This window comes from Oleiharenicola lentus, assembly GCF_051660365.1.
Taxonomy (GTDB): domain Bacteria; phylum Verrucomicrobiota; class Verrucomicrobiia; order Opitutales; family Opitutaceae; genus Lacunisphaera; species Lacunisphaera lenta_A.
In genome coordinates this window covers 347,600-367,516 of record NZ_JBOZXB010000003.1, presented here as the reverse complement: position 1 = coordinate 367,516, position 19,917 = coordinate 347,600, and the positions used below count along the sequence as shown (strand labels likewise).

The 19,917-nt window shown below is 59.5% G+C and carries 14 protein-coding genes and 1 pseudogene; 8 read left to right on the top strand and 7 right to left on the bottom strand.

Annotation, left to right across the window (positions count from 1 at the left end; genetic code table 11):
• Window positions 1-13: 13 nt before the first annotated feature.
• The 4 genes from ACRRQW_RS20890 to ACRRQW_RS20875 are packed head-to-tail and all read right to left on the bottom strand — an operon-like array spanning window position 14 to window position 7,591.
• Window positions 14-1,522, bottom strand: coding sequence for a tetratricopeptide repeat protein (locus ACRRQW_RS20890; RefSeq protein WP_438483587.1), 1,509 nt, complete (start codon window positions 1,520-1,522; stop codon window positions 14-16).
• Window positions 1,519-3,789, bottom strand: a complete 2,271-nt coding sequence (locus ACRRQW_RS20885; RefSeq protein WP_438483585.1) for a tetratricopeptide repeat protein — start codon at window positions 3,787-3,789, stop codon at window positions 1,519-1,521. Before ACRRQW_RS20885 ends, ACRRQW_RS20890 begins: the two co-directional genes overlap by 4 nt.
• Window positions 3,786-6,659, bottom strand: coding sequence for an endo alpha-1,4 polygalactosaminidase (locus ACRRQW_RS20880; protein WP_438483583.1), 2,874 nt, complete (start codon window positions 6,657-6,659; stop codon window positions 3,786-3,788). Before ACRRQW_RS20880 ends, ACRRQW_RS20885 begins: the two co-directional genes overlap by 4 nt.
• On the bottom strand, window positions 6,656-7,591 hold the full coding sequence (locus ACRRQW_RS20875; protein ID WP_438483581.1) for an SDR family NAD(P)-dependent oxidoreductase: 936 nt from the start codon (window positions 7,589-7,591) through the stop codon (window positions 6,656-6,658). Before ACRRQW_RS20875 ends, ACRRQW_RS20880 begins: the two co-directional genes overlap by 4 nt.
• An 80-nt stretch (window positions 7,592-7,671) precedes the next feature.
• On the opposite strand from ACRRQW_RS20875, the gene ACRRQW_RS20870 reads away from it, so the two are divergent.
• A complete protein-coding gene (locus ACRRQW_RS20870) occupies window positions 7,672-8,958 on the top strand; it encodes a glucose-1-phosphate adenylyltransferase (protein WP_438483579.1) in 1,287 nt (428 codons plus the stop codon).
• 24 nt (window positions 8,959-8,982) lie between these two features.
• Here ACRRQW_RS20870 and lgt read toward each other — a convergent pair whose 3' ends face one another.
• Window positions 8,983-9,807, bottom strand: a complete 825-nt coding sequence (lgt, locus tag ACRRQW_RS20865) for a prolipoprotein diacylglyceryl transferase (RefSeq protein ID WP_438483577.1) — start codon at window positions 9,805-9,807, stop codon at window positions 8,983-8,985.
• A gap of 42 nt (window positions 9,808-9,849) precedes the next feature.
• Window positions 9,850-10,473, bottom strand: coding sequence for a DUF2238 domain-containing protein (locus tag ACRRQW_RS20860; RefSeq protein ID WP_438483575.1), 624 nt, complete (start codon window positions 10,471-10,473; stop codon window positions 9,850-9,852).
• 17 nt (window positions 10,474-10,490) lie between these two features.
• Between ACRRQW_RS20860 and ACRRQW_RS20855 the strand changes: the two genes are divergently transcribed.
• The 7 genes and pseudogenes from ACRRQW_RS20855 to ACRRQW_RS20825 all read left to right on the top strand — a co-directional run bounded on the left by ACRRQW_RS20855 (window position 10,491) and on the right by ACRRQW_RS20825 (window position 17,889).
• Window positions 10,491-10,940 (top strand): hypothetical protein, encoded by a 450-nt coding sequence (locus ACRRQW_RS20855; RefSeq protein ID WP_438483573.1) that lies wholly within the window; start codon window positions 10,491-10,493, stop codon window positions 10,938-10,940.
• Between the two features lie 178 nt (window positions 10,941-11,118).
• Window positions 11,119-11,334 (top strand): annotated as a pseudogene (locus ACRRQW_RS20850) (hypothetical protein); the annotation flags it as partial.
• A 95-nt stretch (window positions 11,335-11,429) separates the two neighbouring features.
• Window positions 11,430-12,527 (top strand): glycine cleavage system aminomethyltransferase GcvT, encoded by a 1,098-nt coding sequence (gene gcvT / locus ACRRQW_RS20845; RefSeq protein ID WP_438483571.1) that lies wholly within the window; start codon window positions 11,430-11,432, stop codon window positions 12,525-12,527.
• Window positions 12,528-12,534: 7 nt separating this feature from the next.
• The gene (gene gcvH, locus ACRRQW_RS20840) at window positions 12,535-12,918 is read left to right on the top strand and encodes a glycine cleavage system protein GcvH (RefSeq protein ID WP_438483569.1); all 384 of its coding nucleotides are present in this window, start codon (window positions 12,535-12,537) and stop codon (window positions 12,916-12,918) included.
• Window positions 12,919-12,978: 60 nt separating this feature from the next.
• Window positions 12,979-14,088, top strand: a complete 1,110-nt coding sequence (locus ACRRQW_RS20835; RefSeq protein ID WP_438483567.1) for an efflux RND transporter periplasmic adaptor subunit — start codon at window positions 12,979-12,981, stop codon at window positions 14,086-14,088.
• Window positions 14,089-14,090: 2 nt separating this feature from the next.
• The gene (locus tag ACRRQW_RS20830) at window positions 14,091-17,255 is read left to right on the top strand and encodes an efflux RND transporter permease subunit (protein ID WP_438483565.1); all 3,165 of its coding nucleotides are present in this window, start codon (window positions 14,091-14,093) and stop codon (window positions 17,253-17,255) included.
• Window positions 17,256-17,442: 187 nt separating this feature from the next.
• Window positions 17,443-17,889 (top strand): hypothetical protein, encoded by a 447-nt coding sequence (locus ACRRQW_RS20825; RefSeq protein ID WP_438483563.1) that lies wholly within the window; start codon window positions 17,443-17,445, stop codon window positions 17,887-17,889.
• Window positions 17,890-18,069: 180 nt separating this feature from the next.
• Here ACRRQW_RS20825 and typA read toward each other — a convergent pair whose 3' ends face one another.
• A complete protein-coding gene (gene typA, locus ACRRQW_RS20820; RefSeq protein ID WP_438483561.1) occupies window positions 18,070-19,887 on the bottom strand; it encodes a translational GTPase TypA in 1,818 nt (605 codons plus the stop codon).
• Window positions 19,888-19,917 lie beyond the last annotated feature (30 nt).

Genomic DNA, 19,917 nt, shown 5'->3' with positions numbered 1-19,917 from the left:
AGGGTGGTTGGGATTAATGATAAATGCGGACGTAGAAGTTGAGCAGACTCGCGGAGGAACCGGCGTTGCTGGAGGAAGCGCTGGACGTGTAGCCCGCCTCGGCGGTCATCTCGATGCTCTTGCGCGGGAGAAAGGTCAGCGCGAGCGCGCTGTTCCAACTCGTCGAAGACAACTCGAAGTCATAATCCACGCCGGCAGTCAGACGGTAAAGCCACGCGTCTGCAAGGTTGTCGGTGATCAGCAGGCCGATGCCGTGACGATTGATGCGGCGGCTCACGAGGTTGTTGAGAATGCCGAGTTGCGAACCGATGCCGCCCGCCGGGTCGGCGATGGGTGCAGCGGGCGACGGATCGTTGAGTGTTTGGAGAAAACTGGAAATCGATCCGCGATACCCGATGGAAACGCGCGGGCCTTGACGCCAGAGCGTGTAATCGAGGTTCAAGTCAACGCCCGAGCCGCGGCCGAGTTTGCGATCGTTCACATAAACTTCGCGCCAGTGACCGCGCACGACGAACGTCAGATCGGTTTCGATGAGCCAGCTGGCGGTGAAATTCGTGCGGTATTGGCGGCCGTCGAGCGCTTCGAGCGTGAGGCTGTCGAGCGCCCGTTCGTTGGCGGAGTAGTCGAGCGAGACTTCGCGCTGGTTGGCGAAACGATAACTCACGCGCGCGCCACCGAGCAGGCCTTCGCCGGAGTGACCGATCCACGCGTCGGTTTCCCAACGGCGGTCGTAAACCGTCGAGAGCGTGGCGACCGCTTCGGCGCGTTCTTCGCGGGTGGCGCGTAGGCTGGGGGCTTCTTCGATGGTGACCTGGTCGCGCGTGTAGTTGACCGAAACCCACTGGCTGTCGCTCAAGTGCTGCGCTTCGCCGCCGGTGTAACGCCAGACGCGCGCGTTCTTGAGCGTCGTGCCGTAAGCGCCGAAATCCCAGCGCGGCAGATGCTCGCGATAAAGCGAATCGAGCACGATGCGCACGCGGCTGCGGAGGTCGTCGCCGAGCGCGTGGTGACGCAGCAATTCCTGATACGAAAGCATCGCGCGATACCAATCGCCCGCCGCGTAAGCCGAAGCGGCGAGATCGGTTTCGTAAGGGTATTTGCGCGCGAGAAATTGTTCGTGCTTCAACTCGCGCAGGACTTCGTTCGCCTGGGCGTATTGCTTCGCGAGGTAATGGCCCGCGCCGAGGAAGTAACGGCCTTGGTGGTCACCCGGATAATAGCGGAGAAATTCGCGCGCGATGCGGAGGATCGCTTCCGGGTCTTTGCGTTCGACGGCCATCGACGCGAGCACGAGCAGCGTCTGACGGTCGCTCGGGTTATCTTTGAGAATCTGCTCGGCGAGCGCTTGGGCGACCGGCGCTTGGTTCAAGCGGGCGTAAAGATAAACAAGGTAACGGCGCTCTTCGATCGTGAGCGTCGGCGCGCGCTGCAGCACTTCCGCGTCCGCCATGAATTCTTCCGCGGCTTGCAGCGCGGGAGCGGCAAGCAGGAGGCAGCAGAAGATGACGCGGGGAAATTTCACGACTTGGGAGATTTCGCGCGGATTTGACCATGCATGCGGCGCAAGGCTTCGGCGTAAGCGCGTTTGGCGCCTTCGCGATCGCCTCGTGAAAGGCGGATGTCGCCAAGCGCGCCCCAATCGGTGGCACCGGCGGTTTTCACGGTGTCGAGGTAGGCGAGTTGATAGGTCTCCGCGTTCTTGTAGTCGCCGGCGTTGGTCGCGATTTCAGCGGAGAGGCGCAGCACTTCCGGGGTGGGTTTGATCAGGAAAGGAGCGAGCAACTGGTTCGCTTCGACGTGACGCCCGGTCGTGAGCAATACGCGCGCGAGACTTGCAGTGCGGTTGAAATCCGTGGGGCGAATGACGTAAAGCTCGCGCCAGATGCGTTCGGCTTCCTTGTAATTTCCCAATGCTTCCTGCGCGCGGCCGACGCGTTCGAGAATGGCTTCGTTTTGCGCGAGGGCGGGCGCGAGCGGTTGCGCGAGGTAAGCGCGCTCGGCGGCCTTGTCGTTGTTCAGCCGCATCAATTCCAGATAGAGCGTGGCGGCGGTGGCGTTGCTGTGGAGCGCGGCGTGACCCGAAAGGGAATTTTGAGCGGCGCGGTAGTTTTTCTCCGCGCTCAAGGCCAGCGCGAGCGAGAGCTTGAGGTCGTCGTTGTCACCGAGTTTTCGTCGGCCTTCGGCGAGCGCGGCTTCGCGGCTGACCGGGTCATCGGCGAGTTCGTAGCCGTAAGCGAGCATCAGATAGTCGCGCGCGACGGGCTGGGGCGAATGATCGATGCGCAGGCGATACGCACGGATGAAGTGATCGTAACGACCGAGCGTTTCCGCGAGCACGATATAAGGTTGCAGCACTTCCTCGACGGGCGATTCCTGCGCGAGCACGGAATAATAATCGAGCGCGTCGCGGTGACGGCTTTGCAGCACGAGGCTGTCCGCGATGCGCCCGCGTAGAGCGAGGTCTTTGGGTCGCAAGGCGGACGCACGGCGCAACCATTTCTCTGACTGGTCGAAACGGTAAAGTTCGTGGTGCAGGTCGGCGAGATCGAGCATCGCATCGATGTCGGTCGGATCGGCGGCGATGAATTGCTCGTAGTATTTCTGGCCTTCGTCGTAACGACCCACGGTCACTTCCAGTTCCGCGAGCTTGAGCGTGTAGTCGTTATGATTCGGCACTGGCACAACGCGTTCGAGCGCACGGCGCAAATCTTCGTCGCGGTAAAGGCCGGGGTTGAGCGCGACGAGTCGATCGACGGCCGGCAGGTCGCCTTGCAACGCGAGTTCGAGCCACAGGTCGAAGGCTTGGTCGCCTTCGCCACTGTATTCGAGAATCTTGGCGAGGTCGCGCAAATCGGCCGGTTGACGCGATCCGAGTTTCACCGCTTCGCGGCCGGCGGGAACGGCGTCCGCGGCGCGACCCGAGGTGACGAGCAAGTCGCGCAGCCGGCGTTGCACGGCGAGGTCGCTCGGATTCTTCGCGGCGTAACGTTGGAGCAGCGGCACAGCGTCGTTCGGGATGCCGGCGGCGAGCGCGACGGTGGTGAGTTCTTCGAGCAAGGCGGCATCGGGCGAACCGTCGGGCAACGCTTCGGCGCGCGCGCGCAGTAACGCGAAGGCTTCGCGGTTGCGGTTAAGTTCCCGCAGGATGGCGACCCGGCGGGCATTGACGGCGGGGGATTGGTCGCTGCCCAGTGCCGCGAGAGCGTCGGCCGGTTTGCCGCCGAGTTCCCAGAGGCGGGCGAGTTCGAGCGAGTTCTCGACGGTGCGGCTTTCCGCCGGATGTGCGTAGGCGAAAATCTGCGCGGCTTGCGCGGGCTGACTCGCGGCGAGCGCAGCGCGGGTGAATTCAGAGGCGAGACGTTGACGCAACGGCTCCGGCGCGCCGGGAAGAATCGGGAGCAGCATTTCCCATGCAGCGGCGGGGTCGCTCAGGCGCAGGATGACGGGTGCGAACTCAAGGAAGACTTCGCCGGAAAACTGCGAGTCGCGCCACGTGTCGACAGCGAGTTTCCAAAAGCGCGTCGTGGCCTCGGCGTCGTTGGCTTTGAGTTCGAGGCGCGCGATTTTGAGTTCGACCACACGGAGACGACGCGCATCGCGCGCGCGTTCGTCGGGCGACATTTTCGCGAGCAAACGTCGGGCCTCGCGGGTGTTGCCGTCGCGCACGAGATCTTCGAGCAAGCCGGGATCGTCGGGTAACAAAAACCAAATACCGAGCGCGCAACCGACCAGCAGCAGCCCGAGCTGCCACCACGGAATGATCGGTTTATGGCGCGCGGCGCTGGTCATGGAGCGGCTTCGACGATGACGTTGGCCTGAAGAGGCAGGGAAAGTTTAACGCGACCAGTTGCGTCTGCGGTGAGCGGTTTCGTCTCGCCGTCGACTGTCACGCGGACGCTGCTGGACGCTGGGAAACCGGCGAGCACGGTCGTGATTGGGCGCGTGTCGCTGACGCTAAAGGCGAGTTTCGCCGGGGTGCGTTCTGTGAAATTAATTTCGCCGGATGACGTTTCCAAGTAAGGCTGTCGGCCAGGCCGATCCGAAAGCGCGAGGATTACGCGCGGCGAGCCGTCGGTATGCACATAAGTTTCGTTTTGATAAACAGACCAGCCCGTCACGCCTTCGCTGCGGGCGAGGTCGATGCGGCTGGCGGCATTTTCAGGGAGGCGGAACGTGCGCGATTCGCCGCGGCTGGTGATGAGCCAACGATCCTGGCCGGCGGCAAAAATGGCGGTGTCGCGGGCATCGCGGGCCATGCGGGCGTAGTGCGAAACGGTGACCGAGTGGAGCGGTTGCGTCATGACCCAGTCGTGAATCGTTTCGAGCGCTTGCACGGCGGCGGGATAATCGCCGCTGTAGAAATGATAGTAAACATTCACCGGCTTCATGCGGCGCGGCGATTCGGTCAGCTTGAACGTGTCGATCACATGCACGTAGGTGCCGAAGAGCGGGCCGCGCCAGTTATTGGTGTAGACGTTTTCGTTTTGGTTGGGCGCGAAGATTTGCAGTTCGTCGCCCCACGGCATCGTGCGTGGCGAAATCGCGGTGAGCGTGCGGTTGCGGGCCGTGATGATCGTGTCGCCGCCGTTGAGGTTTTCGATGCCGAGACGGCGCGTGAGGGCGAGCGCCTCGGGCGGCGGGCGGCAATTGCCGCTCCACAGAAATACTTTTACGGGGCGGTCAGGCGGCGCGAGTTTCTCGTTGATGTAGCGGACGGAGCCGTCGATTTCTCGCGTGAGGTCGAGGTTGTCGTATTTCTGTTTTAGCTCCAAATTCTGTTCGTCGTAAAATGATTCGGTGCGGTCGCCGGTGATCCAGAAAAACGGGTGAGAAAAACTGTGCGACGCGACTTCGATGTGAGGCAGGCGCAAGATGTCGCGCGCGATGGCTTCGAGTTCGGCGGATTCGTTGGGCTGCTGATGGAGCACGAGGCCGCGCATCTCGGCTTCGATGACGGACACCGTGACGGGGAGCGGATATTTCTTGAGGATGCGATCACGCACGACCTCGGCGGAACGGCGGCCGGCTTCTGTGTGGCTGAAGCTGCCGAAACCGTCGCCGTCGATGTGACTCATATACATCCGCAGTCCATCGCGCGTGGTGGTGTCAGGCGCGGGCGCATCAGTTTTGCCCAGCGCGCGTTCGAGAAATTCGAAGGGGTTTAAGTGCCAGAAATCACGATAATCCGCGCGACGGAAAAACAGATACGGGTCCATCGCCATGCCGCCCCATTCGCAGGTGAAGATCGGATCGAAAGTAACGGGCTGTTTTTCGGGCTGCTTGAAACGGGCGCGCACCGAGAGAATTTTTTCGGCGCCTTCCGGGGCGCGCAGGCGGAGAAAATTTGCGGGCAAACCCGTCACGGGCGCTTCGTAGTCCATCACGGCGGCGTCTTTCGTGATCACGTCGACTTGGAACGGCGGGCCGATAATCGACCCGTCGCCGACGAGATTGAAGGCGGTGGTGAAACGCAGGCGCTGTTCGGGATCGTTGAACGGCAGGGTGCCGAAGATGATGATCTTTTTGCCGGCCTCGCGTTGTGCGATCAGCCAGTCAACCACCGCCGGCTCGATGGAGGACGGAATTTCCCAGGCGCGCGGCAGGATGACGCCGCGGTAGTCGTCGCTCAACGTGGGCAGATCCGTTGCGGTCAGGATGCGGTGATAATCGACTTCGTAGCCGAGCCATTCGAGCGGCGCTTGCAGGCGTTGGGCGACAAACGACTCGGCAGGCCAGCGGATTTGGTCGACCTGGACTTCGGTCAAGTTGCCGAAAAATGCACAGATGCGTCGTGGCACCACGCGCAACGGCGCGAGCATTTTTCCATCGAGCGTCGGCGTGGAAACGAACGCGTGGTAACCCAGCGCGCGAATCCGGTCGGCAGCGTGGTCGGCGCGCTCGGGTTTCGCTGGGTCGGCGTAATCAAGCACGTAGACGCTGCGCCCGGCGTCGGCGACGCGTTTTAGTTCGGCGAGCAACGCTTCAGTTTCGGGCGTGGCGACCGCGCGGTAATTTTTAACCGTGAAGTCGTGCGTCTCGAAAAGTGATTCGACGAGCACGCCGTCGACGGTGTCGCGCAATTCATCGAATGCGAAAAAGCCGCGGTTGATGACAATGCGTTTTTGCGGGAAGCTCGTGCGGAGTTGTTTGACGAGGGTGACGAGGCCAGCGCGGGCGCTCGTGGTGCGCGCGGTATTTCCCGGCGCGATGAGGTCGACGGAGTCCGCGGTATCGAGGAAGAAACCATCGTAGCCTTTCTTCGCGATTTGGGTGGCGAGTTCGTCGACGAGAAATTCGCGCCAACGGGCGTCGGCGAGATCGATCAAATCGGATTTCCACGTTTCATTACGTCCAGCGAAAGGCAGGCCGCGCTTCAAAACTTCGCCGCGATAGGGCGCATCGCTGGCGATTTCGCCGATGCTGAGGTAGGCGAGCACGGTGTTGCCGGCGCGGTGCGCGGCGTCGAGATCGACCTTGGCGTCAGGATGGACGATGGAGGTCTCGTGTGCGAGCAGCGGCGCCGTCGGCACCGTCGCGGAATAATTAACGTAGAATGCGAGCGGCTCCGCGGCGCTGGCGTTCAGCGCCGCGACCAATCCGAAGACGCCGAACCGCAGCGCGGTGAAGAGAGCGCTGACGTTGATGAAACGAAATTTCATCCCACGCGGATGAGTTCGGTGAGACCGTCTTCGACGGAAACTTGGGCGGAAAAACCGAGCGCGGCGTGAGCCTCGTCGGCGGCACCCAGCGAGTGGATGATGTCGCCGGTGCGCGGTGCGGCGTGAGCGGGCGGGGCGATTTGCGGGTAATGTTTTCCGAAGACTTTCACTGCATCCAACAACGACGTGGCACGACCGGTGCAGATGTTGGCCACGCCGGACGCGATACCGGGCTTCGTGGCAGCGAGGGCGTTGGCGCGGGCGACGTCGTGCACCGAAATGAAATCGCGCGTCTGCTGGCCGTCGCCGTAGATCGTGACGGATTTTCCGTCGCGGTAACGGCGGTCGAAGATCGAAATCACGCCGGAGTAGGGCGACGCCGGATCTTGCCGCGGGCCGAAGACATTAAAGTAGCGCTGGCAGCGCACCGTAATGCCGAACGCCGCACCGTGGCCGAGGAGGATCGCTTCCGAGGCGAGCTTCGCCGCGCCGTAGGGACTGATCGGTTTCTTTTCGAGGCCCTCGCGAATCGGCAACGCGGTGGCGTCGCCGTAGATGGCCGCGGAGGAGGCAAACACGATTCGCTTCACGCCGGATTTACGCGCGGCCTCGGCGACGAGATGCGTGGCGTGGATGTTGAGCGAATAATTCAGATCCGGGTTCGTCATGCTTTCCTGCACGCTGACGAGCGCGGCGAGGTGAATGATCCCATCCGGCTTGACGGAAGCGACGAGCGCATCGAGTTCACCGGGCTTGGCGACGTCGCCTTCATGAAAAGAAAACTGCGGAGACTTCGAGGCTTCTGCCAAGTTCTGGCGGCGGCCGGTTCGGAAATTATCGATGCCCACGACCGTGTGGCCATCAGCCAGCAAGCGATCCGTCGTGTGACTGCCAATAAATCCTGCGGAACCCGTGATGAGAATTTTTGCCATAAGGGTAAGGTAAGGCTCGTTTGTGCTGGCACTAACGTGAGCGCCGCGCAAATTCGCGCAAGAATTTATCCCCAAATCCCATGGCTGACTCAAAAAAAGTTTTATCGGTAATCATGGGCGGTGGACGCGGCACGCGCCTCTTTCCGCTCACCAAGGAACGTTGCAAACCGGCGGTGCCGCTCGCGGGTAAATATCGCCTCGTCGATATCCCAATCAGCAATTGTCTCAACTCAGGGTTTAACCGGATTTTCGTGCTCACGCAGTTTCTCACGGCGTCTTTGCACCGGCATATTAACAAAAGTTTTCACTTCGATCCGTTCGGGGCGGGCTTCATCGACATTTTGTCCGCTGAGCAAACGGAGAAGAGCAGCGCGTGGTATGAGGGCACGGCCGACGCCGTGCGCCGCAATATCGTCCATTTCAACAGCCACGGCCACGAATACATCCTGATTCTCTCGGGCGATCAGTTGTATCGCATGGATTTCAGCAAAATCATCGAGCAACACATCTCGACCGGCGCGGATGTCACGATCGCGGCGATTCCGTTTCCGGTTTCGAAGGTCGAAGGTCTCGGTCTGATGCGCGTCAACGACGATCTCACGATTTCCGAGTTCGTCGAGAAACCGAAAGATCCGGCGGTTATCAACAGCCTCACGATCAGCGACGCGCTCGAAGCCAAGCTGACTCAAAAGGTCGGCGAGAAACAGTGTCTCGCGTCGATGGGTATCTACGTGTTCAGCCGCGATGTGTTGAACAAGTCCCTCGAGAACTCGATGAAGGATTTCGGCAAGGAAGTGATTCCCGCGCTGCTCGGAAAATCGAAACTCTATAGCTACATTTTCGAAGGTTATTGGGAAGACATCGGCACCGTCCGCGCATTTTTCGAAGCGAACCTCGCGCTCGCGCAGCCGCTGCCGCCGTTCAACTTTTTCGATCGCAGCGCACCGATCTACACGCATCCGCGCTACCTGCCGGCGTCGAAGATCAACCATTGCGACATCGACCACGTGGTCATCGGCGACGGTTGCTTAGTAACCGATTCGAAACTGAAGCACTGCGTCATCGGCATCCGTTCCATCCTCGGCGAAAACGCGGATCTGGAAGACGTCGTGATGATGGGCTCGGATTATTATCAGACGGAAAAAGAAGTGCTCGCGGACAAGGCGCAAAACCGCCCGGCGATCGGCCTCGGTCGCAATTGCCGCATCCGCCGCGCAATCATCGACAAAAATGCCCGCATCGGCGATGGCGTGTCGCTCTCGCCCGAAGGGAAGCCCGACGGCGATTACCAGCACGGCGTCGTCATCCGCGATGGCATTCTCTGCGTCACGAAAGACGCGATTATCCCGTCGGGTTACGTGCTATAAGCCGTTTACTTTCGATTTGAAAATTCAACGCGCGCCCGCAACCACGGGCGCGTTTTTTTTGGCCGCAACGATCAACGCCACGCCGCCCGCGAACAGAAAGATCGAATAAAACGTGCCACTGCTCAGGCCGAGAATGATCGCATCGGGCGTGCGGAAAAGTTCGCCGATTGCGCGCACGAGCGCGTAGCCGATCCAGTATTCGCCCGCGATGCGTCCGGGCTGGCGCTTTGTCACCTCACTGCCCCACACGCGCCATTGCATGTAGGCGAGCAGCAGAAGTCCTTCGAGCGCCGCTTCGTAAAGTTGTGAAGGGTGCCGTGGCTCAGGCCCGCCGCCGGTGTTTTCGAAAATCACCGCCCAAGGCACGGCCGAGGGTTTGCCGTAGAGTTCGCCGTTGATGAAATTTGCCACGCGTCCGAAAAAGAGCCCGATCGACGTCACCGAAGCGACGATATCGGCGAGGTGCAGGAACGGAATTTTGCGACTGCGCGCAAACCACCAGAGTGCAACCGCGACCCCGAGAAATCCGCCGTGGCTCGCCATGCCGCCTTCCCACACGCGGAAAAACGCGAGCGGATCGCTGAACAATGTTTTCGGGTGATAGAGTAAAAATTCGCCGAGTCGCCCCCCCACAATCACGCCGATGACCAACGCGAGCACGAGATCCACGGAGGCGTTCGGCGTCAGCGTCGTGCGTCCTTTCTGGTAATAAAGCCGCAGCAGCCACATCGCGCCGCCAAATCCTGCCAGATACGCCAACCCGTAATAACGAATTCCCAGTTTCTCATTAAACTGGATGAGAAACGGACTCAGGTCGTGGACCCAGTAAGCGAGGGCAGGAGCGAACATTGCGCAAGTCGTGTCGCTCGCGTGGAGTGAAGACAATTCCTTTTAACCGATTCGCTTTGTCAGTGAGCGATCATGCCAGCGACTCAAGAGGAGCAACGCGAGCACCGCGCCGGCCAGTGCCCACGCCATGTCACTCTGCGTGTCCCACGCGTAGCCCTGCGTCCCGAGAAAATCGTCGGACGCCGCTCCTGAAAGTTCAGCGGTCAACCATTCGATGAGTTCGTAGAGTGCAGAAAAAGCGAGGCAGATGCTGACCACAATAAATCCGAGCCAGCGACTGGGCGTGCCATCGCCGCGATCCCGCAATGACGAAGTGCGCAAAAGGATTTCGCGCGCTAGGATTGCCGGCACAAACCCTTGGATAAAATGCCCGACCTTGTCGTAGTTATTGCGGGCTCCGCCGGTGGCATCGCGGATCCAATCAAACAGCGGCACGCGCGCATAGGTGTAATGGCCACCGACGATCAACACCACGCAATGCACCCAGATCAGCGCGAGTAACAAAGTGGAGAGCGGAAACCGCTTTTGAAATCCGATGATCAGCGGCACGCCAATCAGCACGGGTGCCACTTCCAGCCACCACGTGAGCCGGTCGTGCGGGCTGATGGCCGACCACCAAACTACCGGGAGCAATAACCCGAGAAACCAAATGAGCCGGCGATCCATGTGCAGTGGTTGTAGAGATGGTTTTTGCGCAATCAATGGCGGTTACACCGGCAGCGATGATTGTGGAGTTGAAGCGAGGTGTTTCGAAGCATTTTATGCAAAGCTTGGAAAGCTTTCTTCAGCTCATTTTTGAGTTTTTCTTCCAATTCCTTTTTGAAGGGGCCGCTGATTTAGTCCTTAAGAAAACTTATGCGGATCGGACGTTTTTGCGGGTTTGGATTTACTTTGTTTTCGGTGGAATTGCAGGCGCGGCGTCGCTGCTGATAGTGAATGCTCACGTGATCGGGAACTTCCCGTTGCGCTGTATTGCTTTGCTGGTTTTCCCGGTGCTGATCGGGTTCGTTATGGCAAAAATCGGGACACTGCGAACCAAGCGCGGAAGCGAGCGTTATGGCTTGGAGTTTTTCGCCTCCGGCTGGGCCTTTGCTTTTGCCTTTGGCGCGGTTCGATTGATTTTCGCCAGGTAGCGCGAACCATCAGTTTCTCGTGGCCATTTACTCTGAAGAATTACACCTCGATCTTTCCGAGATAAACTCGGATGAGGCACTGCTCACCCGACTAGGAGAATTATTCGAATGTGGAGGCCCAGGAGGAAACTTTCCCTGCACCGAATCGACTCCCGGAAAAGGGTAGGGGCATAACTGGAATGCGCTCTTCGATAGTTTGTGCTACCTCGCTGACGGTGGCATCTGGGGAACGAGCCGAATTCCGAAGTTTCCATTGCTCCTTATTATTCACGGATGTGAGCGTTATCGGGCGGGTGATCCTCAAAGCTACGCGGTGTTTATCAAAGCCCTTGAGGACGCTAGTTCGAGTCTGGGCGGATCGCAAAATCTTCAGTTAGATATGGAGCTTGCTTAGGTGAGCTAGGCGGCTCGTTTGTTTAAGCTGTTTTCAGGGGTTGGCGCAGGCAAAGTTTCCTTGCCCGCGTCATAGGCGGGAGCCTTAGTTGGGGCATGAGCGTGTTACAGACGACCCCCCTCAATGCATTTCACCGCCAGCACGGCGGGCGCATGGTGGACTTCGCCGGCTGGGATATGCCGGTGCAATACAAGAGCATCCTCGATGAACACAAGGCGGTGCGCCAGCGCGTCGGGCTCTTCGACGTCAGCCACATGGGCGAAGCCGATGTGAAGGGCCCGGAAGCGCTGAAATTTCTCCAACACCTCGTCACCAACGACTGCTCGAAACTCTTTCCCGGACGCATCCTTTACACGGTGATGTGCTATCCGCACGGCGGGGTGGTGGACGACTTGCTCGTCTACATGCGCGGCGAAAACGATTACCTGCTGTGCATCAACGCCGGCAACATCGCCAAGGATATCGCGTGGATGCAGAAGCAGGCGAAGGGCTTCAACTGCACCGTCGTCGATCGTTCTCCTGATTACGCACAACTCGCGATCCAAGGTCCGCGCGGCGCCGAACTCGTGCAGTCGCTCACGCCGACGAATCTCGCCGAAGTTAAATATTATCATTTCACGGAAGGCGAAGTCGCCGGTGTGAAGTGCATCATCAGTCGCACCGGCTACACGGGCGAAGACGGGTTTGAACTTTATTGCGCGTCGGGCGACGGCGCGAAGCTCGCCGAGGCGGTTGTAGTCGCAGGCGCGGCGTTTGGCCTCGAACTCACTGGGCTCGGTGCGCGCGACAGTTTGCGGCTCGAGGCGGGTTTCCCGCTTTACGGACACGAAATCACGGATGCCATTACGCCGATCACGGCGGGACTCGGCTGGGTGGTGAAATTCGACAAAGGCCCGTTCATCGGCTCCGACGTGCTCAAAGCCGAAAAAGAAAAGGGCTCGGCGAAGAAGATCGTGTTCTTCAAAACCGGCGACCGTCGCATCGTGCGCGCGGGCTCGACCGTGTTAAACGCCGCCGGCGTCGAAGTGGGGCAGGTCGTTTCGGGCACGCTCTCGCCGATCATCAACGAAGCCATCGGTTCTGCGCTCGTCGACGCGGCGGCGGCCAAGGAGCAACTCGCGGTCGATATCCGCGGCACCAAACTCAATTTGCAACTCGTCAAACCTCCCTTCGTCCCGCTAAAGAAAAACTAATTTTCCCATGAGCAACGTCCCCTCCGAACTTAAATACGCCAAGTCCCACGAATGGTTGAACGTCGCCGCTGACGGCACGGCCACGGTCGGGATCACCGACTACGCGCAAAACAGCCTCGGCGACATTACCTTTGTCCAACTGCCCAAGGTTGGCGCGGTGTTAAAGGCCGGCGAAACGTTCGGCGTCGTGGAGTCCGTGAAAGCGGCCTCCGACGTTTATTCGCCGGTTTCGGGCACGGTGATCGAGGTCAATAAAGCGCTCGATAGTAATCCTGAGAAGGTGAATTCCGGGCACTACACCGATGGTTGGATGTTAAAGCTCAAACTTTCGAATCCTGCTGATGCTGCGGCGCTTTTGAGCCCGGAAGATTACGTGAAACTTACGTCCTGAGCTGGCGTCATGTCCGGGGCGCACCCCGAGTGAGCAGTAAACCCACAATTCCCACTTTGGATGTCTTTCCCCATACGCTTCGTATTCGCTTTCGCCAGTCTCGCCCTCGTTTTCTCTGCCGGTTGCAGTAAGAAAAGCGCTTCGGCCACGGCGGCTGCCTCCAACGCACCGCAAAAGCAACCGGTTGAAGTCGTCGCGGTGGAACGCCGTGACTTGGTCGAGTCGCTTTCGCTCGTCGGCTCACTCGCTCCCAACGAAACCGCCCAGCTTCGTGCCGAAATTTCTGGCCAAGTGTTATCCGTGCTCTTCGAGGAAGGCCAACAGGTGAAAAAAGGCCAGGTGTTGCTGAAGGTCGACGACTCCGAGCTCCGCGCCCAACTCGCGCAAGCCGAGTCGCGCCTCAAGCTCGCCGAACTGAATTACAAGCGTAGCCAGGATCTCACGGAAGCGCGCTCGCTTTCCCAAGCCGAAGCGGATCGCACGAACTCCGATTACTCCTCCGCTCAAGCGGAATCCCAGTTGCTTCGGGTGCGCCTCGCTAAAATGGAAATCAAAGCGCCCTTCGACGGCACCGTGGGCGCGCGCACGATTTCCCCGGGCGATTACATCACGGCGGCGACGGTGATCACGACGCTCGACGATTTGAGCCGCTTGAAAATCGATTTCCAAGTGCCGGAGCGTTTCACGTCGAAGATCGCCTCAGGCACGAAATTCAGCATCCGCGCCCAGACGCCCACCGGCGACGCGAAGGCGGAAGGCGAAGTTTATTTTATCTCCTCGGTCATCGACCGCAGCACGCGTTCGAGTCAGGTGAAAGGTTACGTGACCGGCAATCCCAAGGGATTTCAACCGGGCATGTTTGCCGGGATCGAACTCGTCTTAGCTGTGCACAAAGGTGTGCTGACCGTGCCGGAAGGGGCGATTCTCACGACACCCACCGGGACGCAGGTGATCACCGTGCTCGGCAAGGACGGCGAAAAAGTTGCCGGTTTTGTGAAAGTGACGCTCGGACTGCGCGAACGCGGTCTGGTTGAAATCACGCCCGAAAAACCAGAGGATCTCCCCGAAAAACAGGAAGTGGTCGCGTCCGGTGTGGGCGCTTTGATTTTGTTTCCCGGGGTAAAACTTGAACCACGTCCGCTGCGCGTTGAATTCCGGGTGGGAGAGTAATCATGGTTCTTTCCGACATCTCCATCAAACGCCCGGTCGTCGCGCTGGTTGCGTCCATTGTCGTCGTCCTGATTGGTCTGCTGAGTTTCGGCAAATTGCCGGTGCGCGAATACCCGTTGATCGACTCGCCGACCGTGTCAGTGGAAACGAGTTATCGCGGTGCTTCCGCTGAGGTCGTCGAAGCCAAGATCACCGAACCGCTCGAGAAAGAAGTCGCGTCCATCGACGGCATCCGCGTCATCCGCTCCAGCTCTCAAGAAGAGCAGTCGCGCATCACGGTGGAATTTACCCTCGACCGTAATGTCGATGAAGCCGCGAACGACGTGCGCGACCGCGTCAGCCGCGCGCGCCAACGCCTGCCCGAGGAAATCAACGAGCCGGTCATCACGAAGGCCGATGCCGATTCCAATCCGGTCATCACGATCGCGTTTAATTCGGATCGCTACAGCCGCTTGGAAATTGTGGAACTGGTCGAGCGCATCGCGGTGCAACGCATCCAGACGATTCCCGGCGTAGGTGCCGTCAACATCCGCGGTCCGCGTTACGCGATGCGCCTGTGGGTCGATAGCGATAAACTCGCCGCGCACCAGCTCACCGTGACCGACGTGGAGAACGCGCTGCGTCAGCAAAATGTTGAGATTCCAGGCGGTCGCATCGAGTCGACCTCGCGCGAATTTCCCGTGCGCATCGAAGGCCGCATGACGCAAGTGGCCGAGTTCGAGAATCTGATTCTCGCTTCACGCGGCACGCACCAAGTGAAATTTTCCGACATTGGGCGCGTCGAACTGGGTGCGGAAGAATATCGCTCCGAGACGTATTTCAAAGGCCTGCCGACCGTGGCGGTGCAAGTGCTGCGTCAATCGCAGTCCAGTTTGCTCGACGTCGCCAATGGCGTGAAAGCGGTGCTGCCGCTTATCCGCGCCGACATGCCAGAGGGCATGAACGTCAACATCGGCTCCGACACTTCCGTCTTCGTCGAACGCTCGGTGCGCGAAGTGTATCACACGTTGTATGAAGCTGCGATTTTGGTCGTGTTGATGATTTTCCTCTTCCTGCGCGATTGGCGCGCGACGTTGGTGCCGCTCGTGGCCATCCCGGTTTCGATCATCGGCACCTTCGCGATCATGGCGATGATGGGCTTTACGATTAACATCCTCACGTTGCTTGCGCTGGTGCTCGCGGTCGGCCTCGTCGTCGATGACGCCATCGTCATGCTCGAGAATATTTACCGCCGTATCGAGTTAGGTGAAAAACCGATTCACGCCGCGATCTTCGGTGCACGGCAAGTCGCCTTCGCCGTCATCGCGACCACGCTTACGCTCGCGGCGGTGTTTCTGCCGGTGGCGTTTCAGTCCGGGCAAACGGGACGGTTGTTTTTTGAATTCGGTATCACGCTGGCCGTCGCGGTTTTGGTGTCGGCTTTCGTCGCGCTCACGCTGACCCCGATGATGTGCTCGCGGTTGCTGCGGGCGCAGGTGGTCGACGGGCACGCGCAACACGGTTGGTTCTACCGCAAGACCGAGCCGTTCTTCGTCGGCATGAACTCGGTCTTCGAGCGCGCGTTGAAAGTCGCGTTCAAGTTTCGCTGGGTCGTGTTGATCTCGGCCTTTATTTTCACCGCCGGCGGCGTGTTCCTCTACACGAAACTGCAACGTGAACTCACGCCCACAGAAGATCGCGGCGTGTTCACGGCCAACTTGATCGCGCCGATTGGCGCCACTCCGGAATACCTGCGTCTCTACTCCTACGACATGGAGCAGATGATTCTGAAAATCCCGGAAATCGATCGCACCTTCCATCGCACGGGCGATGGTGGCCGCGCCTTTGTGTTCGCGACGCTCAAACCTTGGGAAGAGCGCACGCGCAAGACGCAGGAAATCACCGCGCAACTCCGCCGTGATTTCCAAAAACAAGTCACCGGCGGCCAGGCGGTCGCGAGTCCGGTGCGTCCCTTCAGCAGCGGCGGTGGTCGCGGCGGTGGTGGTGGCGGCGTGCAAATGGTGTTGCTCGGCAGCGATTTTACCGAGCTTCAGAAATTAGGCGCCGTGTATCTCACTTCGATGCGCGAGAGCGGGATGTTCATTCAACCGCGCGTCGATCCTTCGCCGACTAAGCCGCAGCTCGATGTGAAAATCGATCGCGCCAAGGCGGCCGATTTGCGCGTGCCGGTCAGCGTGATTGCGTCGACGTTGGAATCGTTGCTCGGCGGGCGCCGCGTGACGGAGTTCCAGCGTGGCAACCAGCAATACTACGCCATCGTGCAAGTGACCGACGAGAATCGCACCACGCCGAGCGATCTCGCGCGACTCTATGTGCGCTCGACGGACGGCGTGCTCGTGCAATTGAGCAATGTCGTGACGTGGTCGGAAAACACCGTGCCGGAAAGTTATCCGCACTTTAACCGCCTGCGTTCGGTGACTGTTTCCGCGCAATTGGGTGAAGGTCGAACCATTGGTGACGCCGTGACCTTCCTCAGTGCGTTGGGCGAAGAAAAATTACCCGCTGGCTACACCTATGCGTGGGACGGTGAGACGCGTGAATTCGTCGAGAGCGGCAACGATACGCTGATTCTGTTTGGTCTGGCGCTGCTGTTCACGTTCCTGATTCTCGCCGCGCAATTCGAGTCGTGGATTCACCCGATTACGATTTTCACCGGTGTCTTCATCGCCGTCGCGGGCGGCTTGCTCGTGCTTTACTGCACACGTTTCTGGGGTGTGGCGATGACCGACAATCTCTTCTCGCGCTTCGGGCTCATCATGCTGATTGGTCTCGTGGCGAAGAACGGTATTTTGATCGTGGAGTTCGCGAACCAACTTCAAGTCGAGCACGGCAAGAACGTCATGGAGGCGGCCTTCGAATCCGCCACGGTGCGCTTCCGTCCGATTATGATGACCTCCATCGCGACGGTGCTGGGCGCGGTGCCAATCGCATTCGCGACTGGAGCGGGTGCGGAGACGCGCAATCCGATGGGCATCGTCGTCGTGGGTGGGTTGACGTTGTCGACGATCATCACGCTCTTCGTGATTCCGATTTTCTACGTTCTCATGGATAAGATCTGTGTGAGATTCACCGGCAAATCCAGCGCCCACGGCTTGAAGAAAGCGGCTGAAATCGAGCGCGAGACCCAAGGGTTGAGCGAGGAACCTCAACCTAGCGCTGCCCACTGAGATGCGGTTTGCCGGAAAATATCTGTTATTAGCCGCCGTGTTAAGCACAACGCGCGCTACGGAAACTACCGCGGAAAAGTCTCCACAATCGGCGGCTGAAAGCTTGCAAGCCGCCGAGGCAAAGCAGACCGAATATGCAGACCGTTATTTCGAAAATCACCCTCGGTTGGTGGAGCAGACCCTCCGTGTGACCGAGTGGCGCCAAATCGCGTCGGCTAATTCCACGGAGCCACACATTTTGCAGGAGGCTCGGGTCGAACTCGCGGTCTGCGAAAATCGTTACCAAGAAAAACACCCGCGCTTGCACGCGCAGCAGGTGCGTCTCGCCGCGATGGAAAAGCGCTGGCGTGAAACTCCGACCGCTCCGACCGTTTTATTGGAGGCGGACGCCGAACTCGCCGCGATGAGCCTGCGCTACGAGGAAAAGCACGCCAAGCTGCGCTACCAGCGGCAGAAAGTCGCGGCGCTGGAAAAATACCTGATCGGTGACTCGACTGAGTCTTACGAACTACGTCTGGCTCGAGCGGAACAAGAATACCTTTTACAGCGTTACGGTGAAAAGCACCCGACATGGATCGAGCAGACCGAACGCGTCGCAGAGCTGGTGAGGAAATCGCGAGCGAGCGCCAACTGAGTCGGCAGCCAAAGGTGACGCAGCGAGTGCGTGGTCGTTACGCGGGTCGAGCAGGCGGCACTGCCGAGCCTCGGCGCACCGGGGTTGGATCGCCTTACCTGCATCGACTCACAAAATAAAAAACCCGCAGGGCGATGAATCGCGCCTGCGGGTTGAAAGGTTTCGCGAAAAACGCGTGGCTTACTTACTTGCCTTGGAGGCTTTCTGACGAGCGCCGTTGTTGAGGATGCGCTTACGGAGACGCAGATTCTTCGGCGTGACCTCGACGAGCTCGTCGGCGGCGATGTATTCGATCGAGCGCTCGAGAGAGAGCTTCGACGCCGGCGTGAGACCGGTGGCGACGCCTGAACCTTGGGAACGGAAGTTGGTGAGTTGTTTCTCGCGGACGGCATTGATGGCGATGTCCTCGTTACGAGGATTTTCGCCGACGATCATGCCTTCATAGACTTGCTCGCCGGGATTTACGAAGAGCTTGCCGCGTTCTTGACACATCACGAGCGCGTAGGAAGTGGTTTCACCGGCTTCCGTGGCGATGAGCGTTCCGGTGATGCGCGTGAGCACTTCGCCGGCATACGGGCCGTATTCCTTGAACAAATGGCTCAACACGCCGCGGCCGCTGGTGGCGTTGACGACGTCGATTTCCATACCGATGAGACCGCGCGTCGTGATGACGGCTTCCAACATCGTGGAGTGGGCGAGCTTTTCCATGTTCGTCAGGCGACCTTTGCGGTTCGCGAGATTTTGCATGATGGCACCGACGCACTCGTCGGGAACTTCGATCCAGACGGTCTCGTAAGGTTCGAGGCGTTCGCCGTTGTCGCCTTTCTTCTCGATGACGGTCGGGCGAGAAACGAGCATTTCGAAACCTTCGCGGCGCATCGTTTCGACGAGGACGGCCACTTGCATGGCGCCACGGGCCTTGACGTTGAAGATACCGGCTTTGTCGGAGTCTTCGATTTGGATGGAAACGTTTTGCTTCAGTTCGCGCATCAGACGCTCGCGCAGCTGGCGGGAGGTGACGAGCTTGCCTTCCTGACCGACGAGCGGGCCGTCGTTGACGCAGAACTGCATCTCCAGGGTCGGCGGATCGATTTGTTGGAAGGGCAGCGGGTGAGCGTCGTCGCGCACGTCGAGCGTGTCGCCGATGTCGACGTCTTCGAAGCCGGAGAGACCCACGATGTTACCCGCGTGGGCTTGCTCAACTTCGCGCTGACCGAGACCGGTGAATTCGAAAATTTTGGTGATCTTGGCGCGGATCTTCTTGTTGTCCGAGTGACGGAGGACGAAGACCGGGTCGCCGACTTTCACGACGCCACCAAGGATCTTGCCGACCGCGATACGGCCGACATAGTCGCTCCAATCGATGTTGGAAACGAGCATGTGGAAAGGATCTTCCGGTTTCGCAAATGGCGGTGGGACGTGGTCGATGATCGTCTGGAAGAGAGGAGTCATGTCCTTCTTTTCTTCGCCGAGGTGATACATCATGTAGCCGTCGCGGCCGGAACCGTAAACGACCGGAGCATCGAACTGCTCTTCGGTGGCATTGAGCTCCATGAGGAGTTCGAGCACTTTATCATACATCTTGGCCGGATCCGCGTTGTCGCGGTCGATCTTGTTGATGACGATGACGACCTTCAACCCGTGGGCGAGCGCCTTGCGGAGCACGAAACGCGTCTGCGCTTGCGGCCCGTCGTAGGCGTCGATGACGAGAAGCACGCCGTCGACCATGCGGAGGGCGCGTTCGACTTCGCCGCCGAAGTCAGCGTGTCCAGGGGTGTCGAGAATGTTGACGATCTTGTCCTTCCAGTGAACGGAAGTGTTCTTCGCCTTGATGGTGATGCCCTTCTCCTTTTCGAGGTCCATGGAGTCCATGGCGCGTTCCTCGACGTGCTGGTTGGCGCGGTAAACGCCGCCTTCCTTAAGCAATTTGTCGACAAGCGTGGTTTTGCCATGGTCGACGTGGGCAATAATAGCGATGTTGCGGATGTTCTGATTCATAACTCGGAGACGGTAAAACGTGAGAAAAGA

Bases quoted from the DNA above. Each gene is read 5' to 3' on its own strand.
- ACRRQW_RS20885 (WP_438483585.1), bottom strand. From the start codon at position 3,789: ATGACCAGCGCCGCGCGCCATAAACCGATCATTCCGTGGTGGCAGCTC.
- ACRRQW_RS20880 (WP_438483583.1), bottom strand. From the start codon at position 6,659: ATGAAATTTCGTTTCATCAACGTCAGCGCTCTCTTCACCGCGCTGCGG.
- ACRRQW_RS20875 (WP_438483581.1), bottom strand. From the start codon at position 7,591: ATGGCAAAAATTCTCATCACGGGTTCCGCAGGATTTATTGGCAGTCAC.
- ACRRQW_RS20870 (WP_438483579.1), top strand. From the start codon at position 7,672: ATGGCTGACTCAAAAAAAGTTTTATCGGTAATCATGGGCGGTGGACGC.
- lgt (WP_438483577.1), bottom strand. From the start codon at position 9,807: ATGTTCGCTCCTGCCCTCGCTTACTGGGTCCACGACCTGAGTCCGTTT.
- ACRRQW_RS20860 (WP_438483575.1), bottom strand. From the start codon at position 10,473: ATGGATCGCCGGCTCATTTGGTTTCTCGGGTTATTGCTCCCGGTAGTT.
- ACRRQW_RS20855 (WP_438483573.1), top strand. From the start codon at position 10,491: ATGGTTTTTGCGCAATCAATGGCGGTTACACCGGCAGCGATGATTGTG.
- gcvT (WP_438483571.1), top strand. From the start codon at position 11,430: ATGAGCGTGTTACAGACGACCCCCCTCAATGCATTTCACCGCCAGCAC.
- gcvH (WP_438483569.1), top strand. From the start codon at position 12,535: ATGAGCAACGTCCCCTCCGAACTTAAATACGCCAAGTCCCACGAATGG.
- ACRRQW_RS20835 (WP_438483567.1), top strand. From the start codon at position 12,979: ATGTCTTTCCCCATACGCTTCGTATTCGCTTTCGCCAGTCTCGCCCTC.
- ACRRQW_RS20830 (WP_438483565.1), top strand. From the start codon at position 14,091: ATGGTTCTTTCCGACATCTCCATCAAACGCCCGGTCGTCGCGCTGGTT.
- typA (WP_438483561.1), bottom strand. From the start codon at position 19,887: ATGAATCAGAACATCCGCAACATCGCTATTATTGCCCACGTCGACCAT.